The sequence below is a fragment of the Patulibacter sp. SYSU D01012 genome (assembly GCF_017916475.1).
Lineage (GTDB): Bacteria > Actinomycetota > Thermoleophilia > Solirubrobacterales > Solirubrobacteraceae > Patulibacter.
Genome location: NZ_JAFMTB010000003.1, coordinates 540,978 through 556,933 on the forward strand (window position 1 = coordinate 540,978; position 15,956 = coordinate 556,933).

Annotated in this window: 15 protein-coding genes and 2 tRNA genes; 7 read left to right on the forward strand and 10 right to left on the reverse strand. The window is 73.9% G+C overall.

Annotated elements, in window-relative coordinates; all coding sequences use genetic code 11:
* Positions 1-7 precede the first annotated feature (7 nt).
* On the reverse strand, positions 8-1,411 hold the full coding sequence (locus J3P29_RS18330; RefSeq protein ID WP_210495734.1) for a gluconate:H+ symporter: 1,404 nt from the start codon (positions 1,409-1,411) through the stop codon (positions 8-10).
* Between the two features lie 206 nt (positions 1,412-1,617).
* Positions 1,618-2,301, reverse strand: coding sequence for a hypothetical protein (locus J3P29_RS18335; RefSeq protein ID WP_210495735.1), 684 nt, complete (start codon positions 2,299-2,301; stop codon positions 1,618-1,620).
* A gap of 188 nt (positions 2,302-2,489) precedes the next feature.
* On the opposite strand from J3P29_RS18335, the gene J3P29_RS18340 reads away from it, so the two are divergent.
* Entirely contained in the window at positions 2,490-2,888 is a 399-nt protein-coding gene (locus J3P29_RS18340; RefSeq protein WP_210495737.1) for a MerR family transcriptional regulator, read from the forward strand.
* Complete coding sequence (gene ahcY, locus J3P29_RS18345) at positions 2,885-4,345, forward strand: adenosylhomocysteinase (RefSeq protein WP_210495738.1); 1,461 nt, start codon at positions 2,885-2,887, stop codon at positions 4,343-4,345. Before J3P29_RS18340 ends, ahcY begins: the two co-directional genes overlap by 4 nt.
* Before the next feature lie 224 nt (positions 4,346-4,569).
* On the opposite strand, the gene J3P29_RS18350 is transcribed toward ahcY, so the two are convergent.
* Positions 4,570-4,998 (reverse strand): helix-turn-helix domain-containing protein, encoded by a 429-nt coding sequence (locus J3P29_RS18350; protein WP_210495739.1) that lies wholly within the window; start codon positions 4,996-4,998, stop codon positions 4,570-4,572.
* A gap of 137 nt (positions 4,999-5,135) precedes the next feature.
* Here J3P29_RS18350 and J3P29_RS18355 point away from each other — a divergent pair, with 137 nt between their 5' ends.
* Positions 5,136-6,011 (forward strand): SDR family oxidoreductase, encoded by an 876-nt coding sequence (locus J3P29_RS18355; RefSeq protein WP_210495741.1) that lies wholly within the window; start codon positions 5,136-5,138, stop codon positions 6,009-6,011.
* Between the two features lie 17 nt (positions 6,012-6,028).
* On the opposite strand, the gene J3P29_RS18360 is transcribed toward J3P29_RS18355, so the two are convergent.
* From J3P29_RS18360 to J3P29_RS18375, 4 genes are all read right to left on the reverse strand, one after another.
* Entirely contained in the window at positions 6,029-6,970 is a 942-nt protein-coding gene (locus J3P29_RS18360) for an alpha/beta hydrolase (RefSeq protein ID WP_210495742.1), read from the reverse strand.
* A 43-nt stretch (positions 6,971-7,013) separates the two neighbouring features.
* Positions 7,014-7,583, reverse strand: a complete 570-nt coding sequence (locus tag J3P29_RS18365; RefSeq protein WP_210495744.1) for a type 1 glutamine amidotransferase domain-containing protein — start codon at positions 7,581-7,583, stop codon at positions 7,014-7,016.
* Between the two features lie 411 nt (positions 7,584-7,994).
* Positions 7,995-8,672, reverse strand: coding sequence for a VTT domain-containing protein (locus tag J3P29_RS18370; RefSeq protein ID WP_210495745.1), 678 nt, complete (start codon positions 8,670-8,672; stop codon positions 7,995-7,997).
* A gap of 23 nt (positions 8,673-8,695) precedes the next feature.
* Positions 8,696-8,769 (reverse strand) — tRNA-Val (locus tag J3P29_RS18375).
* A gap of 47 nt (positions 8,770-8,816) precedes the next feature.
* Between J3P29_RS18375 and J3P29_RS18380 the strand changes: the two genes are divergently transcribed.
* Together J3P29_RS18380 and J3P29_RS18385 are read left to right on the forward strand one after the other, a co-directional pair.
* Positions 8,817-9,158, forward strand: a complete 342-nt coding sequence (locus J3P29_RS18380; RefSeq protein WP_210495746.1) for a hypothetical protein — start codon at positions 8,817-8,819, stop codon at positions 9,156-9,158.
* A 608-nt stretch (positions 9,159-9,766) separates the two neighbouring features.
* On the forward strand, positions 9,767-10,081 hold the full coding sequence (locus J3P29_RS18385; protein WP_210495748.1) for a hypothetical protein: 315 nt from the start codon (positions 9,767-9,769) through the stop codon (positions 10,079-10,081).
* Positions 10,082-10,389: 308 nt separating this feature from the next.
* On the opposite strand, the gene J3P29_RS18390 is transcribed toward J3P29_RS18385, so the two are convergent.
* Positions 10,390-11,580, reverse strand: coding sequence for a hypothetical protein (locus J3P29_RS18390; protein ID WP_210495750.1), 1,191 nt, complete (start codon positions 11,578-11,580; stop codon positions 10,390-10,392).
* A gap of 77 nt (positions 11,581-11,657) precedes the next feature.
* On the opposite strand from J3P29_RS18390, the gene J3P29_RS18395 reads away from it, so the two are divergent.
* Together J3P29_RS18395 and J3P29_RS18400 are read left to right on the forward strand one after the other, a co-directional pair.
* Entirely contained in the window at positions 11,658-12,572 is a 915-nt protein-coding gene (locus J3P29_RS18395) for a glycosyltransferase family A protein (protein ID WP_210495751.1), read from the forward strand.
* Positions 12,573-12,710: 138 nt separating this feature from the next.
* Positions 12,711-12,784 (forward strand) — tRNA-Asp (locus tag J3P29_RS18400).
* 114 nt (positions 12,785-12,898) lie between these two features.
* Here the strand turns inward: J3P29_RS18400 and J3P29_RS18405 are convergent.
* Together J3P29_RS18405 and J3P29_RS18410 are read right to left on the reverse strand one after the other, a co-directional pair.
* Positions 12,899-14,737: a methyl-accepting chemotaxis protein gene (locus J3P29_RS18405; RefSeq protein WP_210495752.1), complete on the reverse strand. Its 1,839-nt coding sequence runs from the start codon at positions 14,735-14,737 to the stop codon at positions 12,899-12,901.
* A 388-nt stretch (positions 14,738-15,125) separates the two neighbouring features.
* The gene (locus tag J3P29_RS18410; protein WP_210495754.1) at positions 15,126-15,848 is read right to left on the reverse strand and encodes a hypothetical protein; all 723 of its coding nucleotides are present in this window, start codon (positions 15,846-15,848) and stop codon (positions 15,126-15,128) included.
* Positions 15,849-15,956: the final 108 nt, after the last annotated feature.

The window sequence follows — 15,956 nt, forward strand, 5'->3', positions numbered from 1 at the left end:
GGGGCGGCTAGACGACGAGGCTCAGCAGGAGCACCCCGATCAGGCCGCAGACCGAGATGATCGTCTCCATCACCGACCAGGTCTTGATCGTGTCCTTCACGCTCATGCCGAAGTACTGGTTGATGAGCCAGAAGCCCGCGTCGTTGACGTGGGAGAAGAAGAGCGATCCGGCGCCGATCGCCAGCGCCAGCAGCGGCCGGTCGATCGCGGCGTCGTGCGCGACGAGCGGCGCCATGATGCCCGCCGCCGTGACCGTCGCGACGGTGGCGGACCCCGTCGCCAGGCGGATGAGCACCGCGACGAGCCAGCCGAGGATCAGGGCGGACACGCCGGCGTTCTCGACGCCCTTGGCGATCGCGTCGCCGATCCCCGAGTCGACGAGCACCCCCTTGAAGCCGCCGCCCGCGCCGATGATCAGCAGGATCGACGCGGCGGGCGCGAGCGAGTTGCCCATGAGCGACGAGAGCTTCTCGCGGTCGAAGCCGCGGCCGAACCCGAACGTCCACATCGCGACGAGCACGCCGACGAGCAGCGCCACGACCGGGTTGCCGACGAAGTCCGCCCACTTGCGCACCGCGTCGCCCTCGTCGAGCGCGACGTCGGCGACCGTCCGCACGAGCATGAGCGCGACGGGCAGCAGGATCGTGAAGAGCGTCAGGCCGAAGCTCGGGCGCGTGTCGACCTCGGGCTCGCGCGCGACCTGCTGGACGAGCGCCTCGGGCGGCTCGGCGTGCGCCCAGTGCGTGGCCATGCGGGCGAACAGCGGCCCGGCGATGATCACCGTCGGGATCGCGACGATGAAGCCGTAGATCATCGTCGTGCCCAGGTCGGCGTCGATCGTCGAGATCGCCGTGAGCGGCCCGGGGTGCGGCGGGACGAGGCCGTGCAGGACGGACAGGCCCGCGAGCGCCGGGATGCCGACGAGCAGGTACGTGTTGCCGCCGGCGGGCAGGCCCTCCTCGTGCCGCCGGGCCTGCAGGCGCCGCGCGACGGTGAAGATGATCGGGATCAGCAGCACGACGCCGATCTCGAAGAAGAGCGGGATGCCGACGATCATCGCGACGACGGCCATCGCCCACGGCACCCGGTTGTCGCCCGCCCGGTCCAGCACCGTCGACGCGATCTGGTCCGCGCCGCCGGACTCGGACAACAGCGCGCCGAGCATGGTGCCAAGCGCGACGAGCAGACCCACCTGGCCGAGCGTGTCGCCGGCGCCGCCCTCGAACGAGTCGACGAGCTTGCCGACGCCGATCCCCCCGTCCGTGCCGATGCCCGACAGCAGCCCCATCGCGAGCGCGCCGATCATCAGCGCGGGGAACGCGTGCAGCCGCAGCCGGGCGACGAGCACGATCACCAGGGCGATCGCGACGAGCGCCCACAGGACCAGGAGGGTGTCTTGTTGGGTCCACACATCCCGGACCCTACGCCCCGGCGCGCGTGCCCCCGTGACGGCGGCGTGTCCGGCCCCGCCGGCCGACGCGCTCCCCGGTGCGACGCGGGCGGGCGCGGAGGCGGACGTCGTCCCCGTCCGCGCGAGCCCGCGCCAGGAACGTGCCGGGGCGGGCTCGCGCCGGGCCCCGGCCGGGCCGGACCGGACGGGCGGACGCCGGCGCCCGCCTAGCGCAGCTCGGTGGCCTCGATCAGGCCGGAGGGATCGGTGCGCGCCGGCCCGGTCGGGAACGCCAGCCGCACCAGGCGCTGACCGTCGACCGCGACGTGCGCGACCACGGGCGGCACCACGGTCGCCGACAGCTCGTCGAGCGCCTGCGCCACGTCGACCAGGCTGGGCCGCAGGCGGACGCGCCAGGCGTCGAACGTGCCGGCGGGCACCGTGACGGACTCGCGGCCCTCCACGCGCACGTCGAGCGGCCAGTGGACGATCGCGGTCAGCCACGCGCGCGGGACGAAGCGCGCCTTCTCCTTCAGCGGCAGCACCCGCAGCGCGAGCGCCAGCGCGGGGGCGGGGACCATCTCGCGCGGGTAGCCGGCGACGTCGCCGCCGAACTGCGGCACCTGCACGTCGCGGAACTGCGCGGCGTCGCGGAAGACGTCGCGGTCGCGATCCCGCAGCTCGATCGCCTGCGACGCCGCCAGCAGCGCGCCGCCGCGGCGCCGGAAGCGCGTCTCGACCGATCCGGACAGCCGGCCGTACGCCTCGGCCTCGATGTGCTGCACGAGCGTGCGGTCGCCGTCGGGCCGCAGGACCAGCGTGCCGCTGCCGACCTCCTCGCCGTCGACGAGGCCCCGGAAGGCCGTGACCTCCTCGGACTCGATCTCGGGATCGGGCAGGGCGTCGTCCATGGCGCGCATCATGCCAAGCGGTGGGCGGCGTCCACACCCCGCGCCGTCGCGGCGCCCCGCGGATGCTCGCGGCCCGCACGCGATGCGGCGCCGGGGCGACGTCGGTGCGGCCGGCGAGCGCCGTTCCCCGGTCGTCCGTCCACCGCTCGGAACCTTGACACGATCGTGGTAAGGTTTGGAAGTCCCGCATGGACGCACTGACGATCAACGAGGCGGCGGAGACCACGGGGTGGACCCCGCGGATGCTCCGCTACATCGAGCGGATGGGGCTCGTCGAGCCCCCGCGCTCGGCGGGCGGCTACCGCCTGTACGGCCCCGGCGAGCTCCAGCGCCTGCGCACCCTGCGCGAGCTGCTGGACACGCACGGGCTGGCCCTCGGAGAGGTCGGGTTCGCCCGCCGGATGCAGCACGACGACGAGCTGCGCCGGACGGTCGAAGGATGGCTCGAGGCCGAGCCGGCGCGTCCCGCCCACGTGCCCGCCGACGACTGGCTGCAGTGGGAGCAGGACAAGCACGAGCGACTGGTGGCAGAGGCCGCACGTCGCGCCGACACCACCGCCACCACGAACCTCACGGAGACCCGATGAGCACCGTCCTCCAGAAGAACGACTTCAAGGTCCGCGACCTCTCCCTGGCCGCCGCCGGCCGCAAGCAGATCGAGCTCGCCGAGCACGAGATGCCCGGCCTGATGGCCACCCGTCGCGAGTTCGCCGACACGCAGCCGCTCAAGGGCGCCCGCATCATCGGCTCGCTGCACATGACGACGCAGACCGCCGTGCTGATCGAGACGCTGACCGCGCTCGGCGCCGAGGTCCGCTGGGTCTCCTGCAACATCTTCTCGACCGACGACCAGGCCGCCGCGGCCGTCGCCGTCGGCCCGAACGGCACGCCCGAGAACCCGCAGGGCGTCCCCGTCTTCGCCTGGAAGGGCGAGACGCTCGAGGAGTACTGGTGGTGCACGGAGCAGGCCGTCGCGGGCTGGCCCGAGGACGCCCCGGCGAACATGATCCTGGACGACGGCGGCGACGCCACGATGCTCATCCACAAGGGCGTCGAGTTCGAGAAGGCCGGCGCCGTGCCGGACCCCTCCACCGGCGAGTCGGAGGAGTTCCAGATCTTCCTGCAGCTGCTGACCGACTCGGTCGCCGCGCACCCGGACCGCTACACGAAGATCGCTGCCGCGATCAAGGGCGTCACCGAGGAGACGACGACGGGCGTGCACCGCCTGTACGAGCTCGCCAAGGAGGGCAAGCTGCTCTTCCCGGCGATCAACGTCAACGACTCCGTCACGAAGTCGAAGTTCGACAACCTGTACGGCTGCCGCCACTCCCTCATCGACGGCATCAACCGCGCGACCGACGTCATGATCGCCGGCAAGACGGCCGTCGTCTGCGGCTACGGCGACGTCGGCAAGGGCTCCGCGGACTCGCTCCGTGGCCAGGGCGCCCGCGTCATCGTCACCGAGATCGACCCGATCAACGCGCTCCAGGCCGCGATGGAGGGCTACCAGGTCGCCACCGTCGAGGACGTCGTCGAGACCGCCGACATCTTCATCACGACGACCGGCAACAAGGACATCCTCACCAAGGACCACCTGGTGCGGATGAAGAACAAGGCCATCGTCGGCAACATCGGCCACTTCGACAACGAGATCGACATCGCCGGTCTGGCGTCGGTCCCGGGCATCGAGAAGGTCGAGGTCAAGCCGCAGGTCCACGAGTGGGTCTTCCCGGACGGCCACTCGATCATCGTCCTCTCCGAGGGCCGCCTGCTGAACCTGGGCAACGCGACGGGTCACCCCTCGTTCGTCATGTCCAACTCGTTCACCAACCAGACGATCGCCCAGATCGAGCTGTGGGCGAACAACACGGACGGCAAGTACGAGAACCAGGTCTACGTGCTGCCGAAGCACCTGGACGAGAAGGTCGCGCGCCTCCACCTCGACGCCCTCGGCGTGAAGCTCACGAAGCTCTCCCAGGAGCAGGCCGACTACATCGGCGTGCCGGTCGAGGGCCCGTACAAGCCGGACCACTACCGCTACTAGCGGCACTCCGGCCCCGCCCGACCCCGAGCCGCGCTCGGGGGACCGGGCGGGCCGGGCCGGGGCTCCTGCCCCTCTAGGCTCCGTGGGGCCTGGGCGACCGCCCGGGCGTCCCCGAGTCAGCACACGTCGGGCGGCCTCACGGCCGCCCGTCGTCGTTCCGGCGCGCCCAGGCCGGAGCGCTCGGACGCGGGCCGCGCGGACGCCCGGACCCGCCGCGCGGCGGACTACCGCGCGTCGTACGCCTGCTGCGCCGCGACGACCTCGTCGATCGACCCCTCGAGCAGGCGGATCAGGTCGACGAGCCGGTCCGCCACGCGCTGCCCGAGCGGCGTCAGGCGGTACTCCACCTTCGGCGGGATCGTCGCCTGCACGTCGCGCACCACGAAGCCGTCGCGCTCGAGCGCCTGCAGCGTCTGCGCGAGCATCTTCTCGCTCACCCCGTCGACGCGGCGGCGCAGCGCGTTGAAGCGCGTCGGGCCCTCGCGCAGCGCGGCGAGCGCCAGCGTGCCCCAGCGGCCGGTGACGTCGTGCAGGACCGGGCGCGAGGTGCACCCCCGCGCGAAGACGTCGGCCTCGAGGCCCGCGGCGGGCTCGGGGCCGTCGGGGGCGGACGACGTCGGGATGGGAGCGGGGGCGTCCGCACGAGCGGCCATGCGCCCATTCTAGCGTCGGCCGTACCGACGGTTGCGTGTGCACGCTCCCACAGAAGGCACTTTCGAAAAGTTTGTATAGTCGCTCTCGACATCGGGACGCCGTCGCGGCGCCCCGCCCACGAGCCCACGGAATCCCCATGACCACCATCGCCGTCACCGGTGCCACCGGCCACCTCGGCCGCCTCGCCGTCCTCGCCCTGCTCGACCGCGGCGTCGAGCCGTCCTCGATCGTCGCCGCGGTCCGCACCCCGGCCAGCGCCCAGGACCTCGCCGACCGCGGCGTGCAGGTGCGCGAGGCCGACTACGGCCGCCCCGAGACGCTGCAGGCAGCCCTGGCGGGCGTCGATCGCCTGCTGCTCGTCTCCGGCAACGAGGTCGGCCGGCGCGCGAGCGGGCACCGCAACGTCATCGACGCCGCGAAGACCGCGGGCGTCTCGCTCGTCGCCTACACCAGCATCCTCAACGCCGGCGACACGACGATGAAGCTCGCCGGCGAGCACCAGGAGACCGAGGAGGCCCTGCGCGCGTCGGGCGTGCCGTTCGTCCTGCTCCGCAACGGCTGGTACACGGAGAACTACACGGCCGCGCTGGCGCCGACCCTCGAGCACGGCGCGCTCCTGGGCGCGTCGACCGGCGAGGGGCGCGTGGCGCCCGCCGCGCGCCAGGACTACGCCGAGGCGGCCGCGGTCGTCCTGACGGGCGAGGGCCACGAGGGCCAGGCGTACGAGCTGGCGGGCGACCGCGCGCTGACGCTGCCCGAGCTGGCGTCCGTCATCGCCGACGCCGCCGGCCAGCCCGTCGCCTACGCGCCGATGGCCGCCGACGAGTACGCGGGCGTGCTGGCCGGAGCCGGCGTCCCGGCGCCGATGGCCGAGATCCTCGCCGACTCCGACCTGGGCATCGACCGGGGCGAGCTGGTCACCGACCGCGACGACCTGCGCCGCCTGATCGGTCGCCCGACGACGCCGGTCGAGGAGACGATCGCCGCCGCGCTGCCGGCCGCGGCGGCCTGAGCCGGGCCGGCGGCGCCTCAGTCCAGCAGCTCGCGCAGGGCGCCGACGGCGGCGTCCCGCGCCTGGGCCGCGGCGGCGCTCAGCGGCGCCATCGCGAGCCAGCCGTGGATGAGCGTCGGGTTCTCCAGGTGGCGGACGGTCACGCCGGCCTCCTGCAGCGCCCGCGCGTAGGCGTCGCCGTCGTCGCGCAGCGGGTCGTAGCCCGCGGTCGCGACGACCGCGGGCGCCAGGCCGGCCAGGTCGCCGCGCCGCGGCGACGCGCGCACGTCGGTCAGGCCCTCCTCGATCGGCCGGTCCCCGGCGTACGCCTGCGTGAACCAGAGGATGTCGTCCTTCGTCAGGAAGTAGCCCTCGCCGTTCTCCTCGAGGGACGCGTGCGGGGTGCCCGAGTCGGTGACGGGATAGATCAGCATCTGCGCCGCGAGCGGCAGGCCGGCGTCCCGGCGGGCCTGCGCGACGACGGCGGCCAGGTTGCCGCCGGCGCTGTCGCCGCCGACCGCCAGCCGGTCGTCGCCGCCCAGCTCGGCCAGGTGCTCGCCGGCCCACGTCGCCGCGGCGAGCGCGTCCTCGACGGCCGCCGGGAACGGGTGCTCGGGCGCCAGGCGGTAGTCGACGCTGACGACCACGCCGTCGAGCGCCTTGCAGATCGCCTTGACCTGTCCGTCGTAGCCGGCGACGTCGCCGATCGCGAAGCCGCCGCCGTGGAAGAAGACGAGCGTGGGGTGCGGCCCCTCGGTGCCGGGCCGGTACACGCGCGCGGGCACCGGTCCTGCGTCCGACGGGATCTGGATGTCGGTGCCGTCGGCCACGCCCGTCGGCGCCTCGGCCATCGCCAGGCCCGCGAGCATCTGCCCGAAGAGCTGGCGGGCGTTGTCGATGCCCTGCGCCAGCAGGCCCCCGGCGGGGCCTGCGGCGTTGAGCTGCTGGAGGAGGGCGGCGATCGGCGGGTCGACGGGCATCGCCGAAACCTACCGCCGGTCGGCCGCCGGGTGGGCCGTCCGCTCAGGCGCTGCGGGTCTGGCCCTTGTGGCGGCCCTCGGCGAACTCCTCGATCGCCTTCGCGTTGAAGGCCGGGATGTCGTCGGGGTTGCGGCTCGTCACCAGGCCCTGGTCGACGACGACCTCCTCGTCGACCCACGTGGCGCCGGCGTTGCGCAGGTCGGTCTGCAGGGTCGGGAACGAGGTGACCTTGCGACCCTTGACGACGTCGGCCTCGACCAGCAGCCACGGGCCGTGGCAGATGGCGGCGACCGGCTTGCCGGCCTGGAAGAAGGCCTTGGCGAACGCGACGGCGGCCTCGTCGCCCCGGAGCTGGTCCGGGTTGGCGACGCCGCCCGGCAGCAGCAGGCCGTCGTACTTCGCGGCGTCGGCGTCGGCGACGGCGACGTCGGGCGTCTCCTCCCGGCCGGACGCGTCCAGGTGGTCGAACGTGCGGAACGCGTCCGTGCTCAGGCCGACGAGCTCGACGGTGGCGCCGGCCTCCTGCAGCGCCTTGCGGGGCTCCTCGAGCTCGACGCGCTCGACGCCCTCCGTGGCGAGGATGGCGATGGTGTGATCGGTGAGCGTGGCCATGGTGGTGCTCCTCTTCGCTGGGGTGCGCTCCACGGCTACCCGGGTGATTGCGTGCGAAACCGGACGAAACCTGGACGTGAGAGCGGCAACGCGCCAGGAAAGAAGTTGCAGATGCAACCGGTGACGGATGGGACGGAGCGTCCCGTCTACCCGGGCAACGCTCGCTTCGGTGAGCGCCACGTCCCGGCGGTTCCGTCGCCGGGCGGCTACGCCTCGGAGGGCACGGTCGGCGATGGGGGATCCCGACCGTGCCCCCGATGCCCCTCCTCGTGGGTCGCCCTCGGGGCCGCCGCCGCGGCACCCGGAGCCGCCGTCCTGCGCGTCGGATCGCCGCGCCCGCGTGGCCCGCGCCAGGGCCGGGGCGTCACGCCCGCGGTCGTCGGCGCGACGACGGGCTCGCCGCCGCGGCCGTCAGCCCTCGCCCGGGACGGGGCCAAGCCGTCGGCGCTCGCGGCGCAGCACCACCCACGCCAGCCCCAGCCCCACGACGCCCGTCGCCACGTTGAGCGCGACGCCGAGCAGCGCGCCCGTGCCGGTCAGGTCGTCGGCGTTCGCGCCGAGCAGGGCGTACGACAGGGCGCGCGGTCCCGAGGCGATCGCGGTGCCCAGGCCGATCTGCCACGGCCGCACGCCCGCCAGCCCGAAGGCGTGCGAGAACGGGCCGTCCGGCACCGCGGGCAGCAGCCGCTGCACGATCACGGCAGCGAGACCGTTGCGGCGGGCGAACGCGGTGAGGGCGCGGACGCGGGTGCCGGAGAGTTCGTCGAGCGCGCCGCCGCCGGTCCGCGCCGACACGTCGCGGGCAAGCAGCGCGGTGACGACCGCGGCCGGCAGCGAGAGCAGGGCGCCCTCGACCGGCCCGAAGAGCAGGCCGGCCGCCGCCGACAGCGCCGCACCCGGCACCAGGGCGGCGCCGAGCACGCCGGCGACGGGGACGAACGCGAGCGGCGCGAGCGCCCCCGCGGGGGCGATCCACCCGCGGATCTCGTCGGCCCCGACGATCCCGCCGAGCAGGAACACCCCTGCGAGCGCGGACAGGGCGCCGAGCAGGCCGGCGAGACGGAGGACGGCGCCGCGGCGGGAGGGCAAGGAAGGGGCGACCGGGAGCGGGATGGGCGCGGTCCGGCTCGAACGGACGACCTTCCGGGTGTAAACCGGATGCTCTGACCAACTGAGCTACGCGCCCCGCAACGCTTGGAGGGTAGCGGGCCGCCGCGCTAGCCTGTGGTCGAGATGTCCGACACGTCGAAGATCGCGAAGAACCTGCAGGCGTTCCAGATGGCGATCAACGCGCACGACCGCGAGAACCCGACGCACAACGCGTACGGGATCGGGCTGTCCGCGTTCGACATGGACCGCCTGGGCCTGGACGAGGGCGAGCAGATCCTGCCCGGCATCACGATCCACTGCGACGCCGGCGTCTCCGGCAACTTCCGCGTCCTCTGCGACGGCGACCACGACGAGGAGCTCGAGGAGGCCGAGGAGGAGGTCGTCGAGGCGATCAGCGTCGGCTCGGGCGCCAGCGAGCTGGACGAAGGCCGCCTGCGCCGCGTCCCGCCGCCCGAGGAGTGGTGAGCGGGGCCGCCGCCGGCGGGCGCTGAGGCGCCCGCCGCCTGGGGCCCCGGAACGACGACGGCCGCCCGATGGGCGGCCGTTCTGCGTCCGGGAGCATCACCCCGGTGGTAGGGACGATTGATGCGGTTGCAGGCGGGCCCTGAGGGCGGGGCTCGATTTGCATGCCAACCCTGCCGGCAGCATCCACCGCTGCGCGCGGGCGGTGGGGGAGGAGTGTCGATCGGGCGTAACCCCCATCGGTGCAGCCCAATAAGGCGCACTTGACGCCGTACTCGTCGTCAGCTAAGTTCCGGCGGCGTTTCCAACGAAGGAGTGTGTGTGGTGAAAACGGCAATTGTCCGTGCGGGGCTGGCGGTCTGTGTGTCCCTGGTCGTGGTATTGGGGGCGTCGGCGTCGGCATCGGCCGCCCGAGTGGGTGATCTGTGCAGGATTGCGCAGTACGGGTACCCGGGCTTCGTCTTCAACCGAGCGAGTGGCGACCTCATGTATGAGCTTGTGTTCGGCGATTACGTTCGCATTGACGGGTACGTCGATGACCAATTCTATCTCGCGCATGGGACGAACAAGCCGACCGGTCTGATGTACCGGCTGGCTGTGGAGCAGTCGACATGTCGCTGATGTCTTGGTCGCGAAGGGTGGCTCCTGCACTCGCCGTGCTGGGGACTGCGGCGGCGGGGATCGGGGTCGCATCAGCCTCGATCTTGGCCTCGCCCGGTGATGTGTGCGCGGTGAGGACTGTTGCTGGCCAGGAGCCGTGGGTGTATACGACTCCCGCCCGCACGGATTTGAAGTACATCCTGTCGCCTGGGGACGGATTCCGCATCGTGGCCTACGGCACGGCCAACACCTATTACGGTCACGGCAACGGCAAGGGCGATGGGTACATCGATCGCTCATTCATCCGTCAAGAATCATGCGGATGACGGCGCCGTGATTTGAGCGGCCTGCGCGTTGGCTGAGCCGCTCGGGGACGGTACCCAAGAAGTGGCTGATGCTCGGAGGCGGCGGACCGGGCCTCGATCGCCGGGGCTCGGTCTCTCGCTCATGGGCATCATGGGCACGGAGGATTGCGGGTAGCGCCCCGCCGGTCGGGTTGCCCGGCGGCGGGCGCGCTGAGGCGCCTGCTCCGCGTGGCTCCCGGGACGACGACGGCCGCCCGATGGGCGGCCGTTCTGCGTCCCGGGAGATCGCGCCGGTGCGATTCCGCCGGTCGCCCGGCGGGGAGGAGGGCTCAGCCCTGCTGCTGGTCCTGGTCGCCGCCCTGCTGGCCCTCGGCCTGCGCGAGCGCGGCGCGCAGCTTCTCGCCCAGCTCGGAGCCGATGCCCGCCTCGCCGACGGAGAACACGCCGCCGGGGATGCCCGGCTCGCGGCGGCCGCGGCCGCGCCGCTCGCCGCCGTCCCGGTCACCGGGGCGCCCCGGGCCGCCGGGGCGCCGGCCCTGGCCGCTCGGGCGGGGCGACGCCGCGTACTTCACGTCCTGCGGGCGCGCGAGCGCGAGCAGCGCCCACGCGGCCTTCTGCGCCTCGCCGCCCTCGACGGTCACGTCGACGCGACGGGCGCGCTCGGCGAAGACCTGCTGCGGCGGGCGGTCGCCCTGCAGCGCGGGGTTCACGCGGGCGATGCCGAGCAGCTCGATGGCGTCGCGGACCTGCTGGCGCTGGTCGTCCGTCGTCGAGACGGCGACGCGCGCGATCGGCACGATGTCGCGGGCCCGGACGGCCGCGAGCACGATCCAGGCGGCCTGGTCCTCGGTCTCGGGCTGCGCGCCGTAGGCGCGGCGGCCGAACTCGCGGCCGGACGAGCCCTCGCCGGCGAGGATGTCGGCGACCTCGAAGCGGCCGGCCGTGTCCACGGCCCAGGCGATCGCCTCCGGGTCGGGGTCCATCGCGCGCAGCAGCTCGAGGCGCTGGCGCAGGAAGACCTCGTCCCAGGCGAAGCGCCGACGGCCGCCGGGGCCGCCGCCGCGGCCGGAGCGCCGCCCGCGGGAGCGGCGACGCTTCTTGGCGCCGTCCTCGCCGCCCTGGCTCTGCTCGCCGCCGGCGGCCTGCTCGCCCTCGGCGGCCTGCTGGCCGGCAGCCGCCTGCTCGCCGTCGGCCGGCGCCTCGGCGGCCGGGGCGTCGGCGCTGGCGGGGGCATCCTCGGCGGCCGGCGCGTCGGCGTCGACGGACGCGACCTCGCCCGCGGGCACGTCGGCCTCGGTGGGGGCGTCCTGCGGGGCGGGGGCCTGGTCCGCGGCCGCGTCGGGAGCGGCGTCGCCGGCGGGCGCGGCGCCCTGGGGCGCCTGCTCGTCGCCGGAGGCGTCGGTCGCGGGGGTGTCCGCCTGCGGCGCGGCCGCGGCGTCCTGGGGGGCCGTCGTCTCCTCCGGCGCGCCCTCGGGCGTACCGGCGTCGACCTGCGGCTGGGAGTCTTCGGGGGCAACCACGGGAGCCCAACGCTACCGTGCCACGGGGTCCTGCGCAGCCCTCGTCGCCGCGGAGCGACTGGGATAGCCTGGGCCGGGTGCGCGTCGGTGTCGTCATCCCCGTCCGCGGGTTCTCGCCCTACCTGGTCCAGACGCTGGACGCGGTGGTCGGTCAGGACGCGCCCGCGGCCGAGATCGTCGTCGTCGACGACGCGTCGCCGCACCCCGTCGTCGTGCCGCGCGAGCACGCCGACCGCGTGCGGATCGTGCACCGGCGGGAGCCCGGGGGAGCGGGCGCCGCGCGCAACTCCGGCGTGGCCGCGCTCGGCGACGACGTCGACCACGTGGCGTTCTGCGACCACGACGACGTCTGGGGGCCTGGGCACCTGTCCGCGCACGAGCGGGCGCGTCAGCGGCATCCCGACGCCGGGGTCCTGGTCGGCGACGTCGTGGTCGTGGGACCCGACGACCGGCCGACGGGCGAGCCGTGGGACGCCTTGCACCCGGGAGAGCACCGCGCGTCGCTCGTCCTGCCGGTCGTCTACGAGCGGCACCCGATCTGCGTGTCGGCCGCGATCGTGCGCCGCGACGCGTTCACGGACGCGGGCGGCTTCGACGAGGACCTGGCGCGGGCGGAGGACCTGGACCTGTGGCTGCGGCTGCTCGAGCGGGACGAGCCGATCGCCTCCGTCCTGGGCGCGACGGTCCGCTACCGCCGCCATCCCGGGGCGCTCACGCACGACCTGATCGAGCTGGCGGACGCGCTGCTCGAGGTGCACCGCCGCCACGCGCCGTTCGTGCGGGAGCCCGTGGCGCGGCGCACCGAGGCGGCCGACCTTCGGGCGCGGGCGGCCGGCCTCGCGCGCGTGGGCGAGTACGAGACGGCCCGCGACCTGGTCGGCCGCGCCGACGACCTGGTGCCGCCCCTGGGCGTGGAGCGGCTGCACCGCCCGGCCCTGGGCATCCCGGGCGTCCGCGCGCGGATCGGGATGCGTCCGCCGCGCGGCCTCTGAGGCGCCGCCTCCGGGACCGCGCGCCGCGTTCGTCGGCTCGCGCCGGGGGCCGCGGCGAGGCGGTCGCCGGACGTCCGTCCGGCCGCCCACGAGGGGGACGACGCGCCGCCGCGGATTCGTGCATACTCCTTCGTCCCGGGGGGCGTAGCTCAGTTGGTTAGAGCGCCGGCCTGTCACGCCGGAGGTCGCGGGTTCGAGCCCCGTCGCTCCCGCTCCCTAGGGAAGCTTCCGAAGCCCCCGCATCGCGGGGGCTTCGTCGTTCCCGGGGCAAGCGCCCCACCGCCAGACGCGGCGGCCGCTCCCAGCGGGCCGGCCGCCGCTCCCGGTCAGGCGGTCTCGAAGCGCCCGACGAGGCCCTCGAGCGTCTGCGCGGTGGCGGAGAGCTCCTGGGCCGAGGCCGAGATCTCCTGCGTGGACGCGGACGTCTGCTGCGTCGAGGCCGACACCTGCTCGGCCGACGCGGACGAGGACTCGGCGACGCGCACGACGGTGCCGATGCCCTCGCCGACGCGCTCGGTCGCCGCGCGGATCTCGTCGGCCGCCGTGGCGAAGCCGGCCGAGCGCGAGCTCAGGTCGCCGACGGCCGCCTCGATGCGGGCGAACGCCTGGCGCGCGCGGCCGACGGTCTCGCTGCCGGCGACGGTGCGGTCCGCGCCGCTCTGCACGACCTCGACGGCGCGCTGCATCTCGCGCTGGATCTCGTCGACCAGGCCGCCGATCGTGCCCGCGGCGTCGGCGGACTCCTCGGCGAGCTTGCGGACCTCCTCGGCGACGACCGCGAACCCGCGGCCCTCCTCGCCGGCCCGCGCGGCCTCGATGGCGGCGTTCAGGGCCAGCAGGTTCGTCTGCTCGGCGATGCCGGTGATCGTGGCGATGAAGTCGGCGATGCGGCGGGACTTCTCCGCCAGCTCGGTGATCGCGCTCGCGGCCTCGGCCGAGTTCGCGCGCACCGCCTCCATGGCCTCGGTCGCCTCGGCGACGGCCCGCGTGCCCTCGGCCGTGACCTCCTCGGCGCCCGTGGCGACGACGACGGCCTCGCGGGCGGACTCGGCGCTGGCCTCGGCCGACGCCGCGGCCTCGCGGATCGCCTCCTCGGCCTCGCCGATCTGGCGGACCTGGTCCTCGGCGCCGGCGGCGACGTCGCTGATCGCCTCGGCGATCTCGGCGACCGCGCGGCTGGTCTCCTCCGAGGTCGAGCTGAGCTGCTGCGACGCCGACGAGACGGTGTTGGCGGACGCGCGGAGCTCGTCGACGACGCCGCGCAGGCTGGTCGTCATCCCGCCGAACGCCAGGCGCAGCGCGTCCTTGTCGGACCGGGGCTCGAGCGTGACGGTCAGGTCGCCGCGGCCGACGTTGCCGGCGGCGTCGGCGGTCTCCCGCAGGTAGGCGATCATCTCGCCGAACGCGGCGCCCGTGCGGCCCACCTCGTCCTTGCTGCGGATGTCGACGTCCTGGTCGACGTCGCCGCGGGCGATGCCCTGGGCCGCGCGCATCATCTGCACGACGCCGCCGGTGATGCGGCTGGCGATGATCCAGGCGCCGGCGCCGCCGGCCACCAGGGCCAGCGCGAGGAGCGCGAACGACAGGGTGCGGCGGCTCTCGTAGACCGACGTGATCTCGTCGTTCTGCTCCTGCCCCATCGCCACCTTCTGCGTGAACAGGTCGGTGAACGCCTGCGACGCGCGCAGGAAGATCGGTCGGGCGGACCGCACGTTGTCGGCGTTCAGGCGCGCCTGGATCTGGCCGGCCTGCGCGGGCGGGAGGCCCGAGGCCGCCCGCGAGCTGCGGATGAGGCGGTCGCGCTGCGCGTCGTACGCCGCCAGCTCGGACGCGATGGTCCCGAGCATGCCGCGGCCCTTGGCGGTCTGGAGCGTGGCCCGCACGGCGGCGAGGTTGCGCGCGATGATCGCGTCGTTCGCGGCGATCTTCGCCTCCGCGTCGCGCTTGGCCGCGGCGTCGGTGGTCAGGAAGTGGTTGTTGAGCAGGGCCCGGGTCTCGTTGGCCCGGGCGCGCGCCTCGCCGAGCTGGGCGAGCGGCTTCGTCGTCGTGTTGTAGGACTTCTGGGCGAGGTCGTTGACCTTGCCGAGGCTGCTGATGCCGATGAGCGCCAAGATCGCCAGGGCGGCGACGAGGCCGCCGGCGAGGGCGAGGATCTTGGTCTTCACGCCGAAGGCCATGGGGACTCCCTGGTCGCGGCGCCGCTCGGTCCGATCCGTGCGGGTGAACGCCGTGTTGGCGTGATCGGCATCACGCCCTCGCCGTCCACGTACGCCGTACGACTGTCCACTTCCGGCCGTTTGGTTCGGTGACGGCAGGGCGCCTGCGCCGGCGTGGTGCGGGACGGGCCGTGGCGGAAAGCCCCCTGACGCGGGGGCTGCCGCAGGGGCGTGGGGTGCGGAGGGGACGCGGAGCTTTACGTGCGCGCATACGCGTGCGCGCGGGAACCGAAGCGCACGTGCTCAGGCGTGCGCGCTCCGCGGGAACGAGCGAGGCCCCCGCTCTCGCGGGGGCCTCGGGACCTGCGGGTCGCGCCGGAGCGCGATCAGCGGTGGGTCACTTGCACTTCACCGACGAGGAGAACTTGGCCTGGTTGCCGTTGTCGAACCAGGCGGTCGTCTCGAAGGGCCACTTCTTGTTCTTCGGGCAGGACGTCGTCATGAGCCAGTTCTTCGACTTCGTCTTGATGTGCGCGTCGATCAGCGAGATCGGGGCGCCGCCGACGATCTTCAGGTCGTCCGGCACGTCGAGGGTCAGGACGTAGCCGCCGAGCTTGCCGCCCTTCTTGATCTTGCCGGGCACCGGGACCTGGACGATCGCCGGGTTCTCCATCTCGGTGAACAGGTAGACGTTCTTGGCGCCGCCGTTGACCAGCGTGAACTTCGCCGTCGTCTTCACCGTGTCGGCCCAGGCGTTCGCCGAGCCGGAGCCGACGATCGAGCCCTTGGGGCAGACGTCCTTCGGCAGGTTGCCGCCCTGCATCTTCGAGATGGCGCAGGAGGGGACGCTGCCGCCCTTGTAGAGGGAGCCCTTGGGGAAGAGGATCTCCATCTTCTCCATGACGGGCTTGTTCTGCCCGTCGGGGCCGGTGTGGCTCCACTTGACCTTGATGTCGAGGTTGACCGACTTCGGCTTCTTCTTCGTGCCGGCCTTGTTCGGCGTCACCTTGGGCGTGACGTCGATGTTGGAGCTGACGCCGGGGGTCTGGGCGTACGACGGCGCGACGGCCGCGAACGACATGGCCGCGACGGCGGCGGTGGGGATGGCGAGCTTCCGCATGCGCATAGAGGGAACCTTCGGTACTGGGGTTGGATCCGGGACACCAGGGGCGGCCAGCTGCGACTCACCCGGTCGGCGGGGTCCCGACTGCGAGAGAACGTACACGTT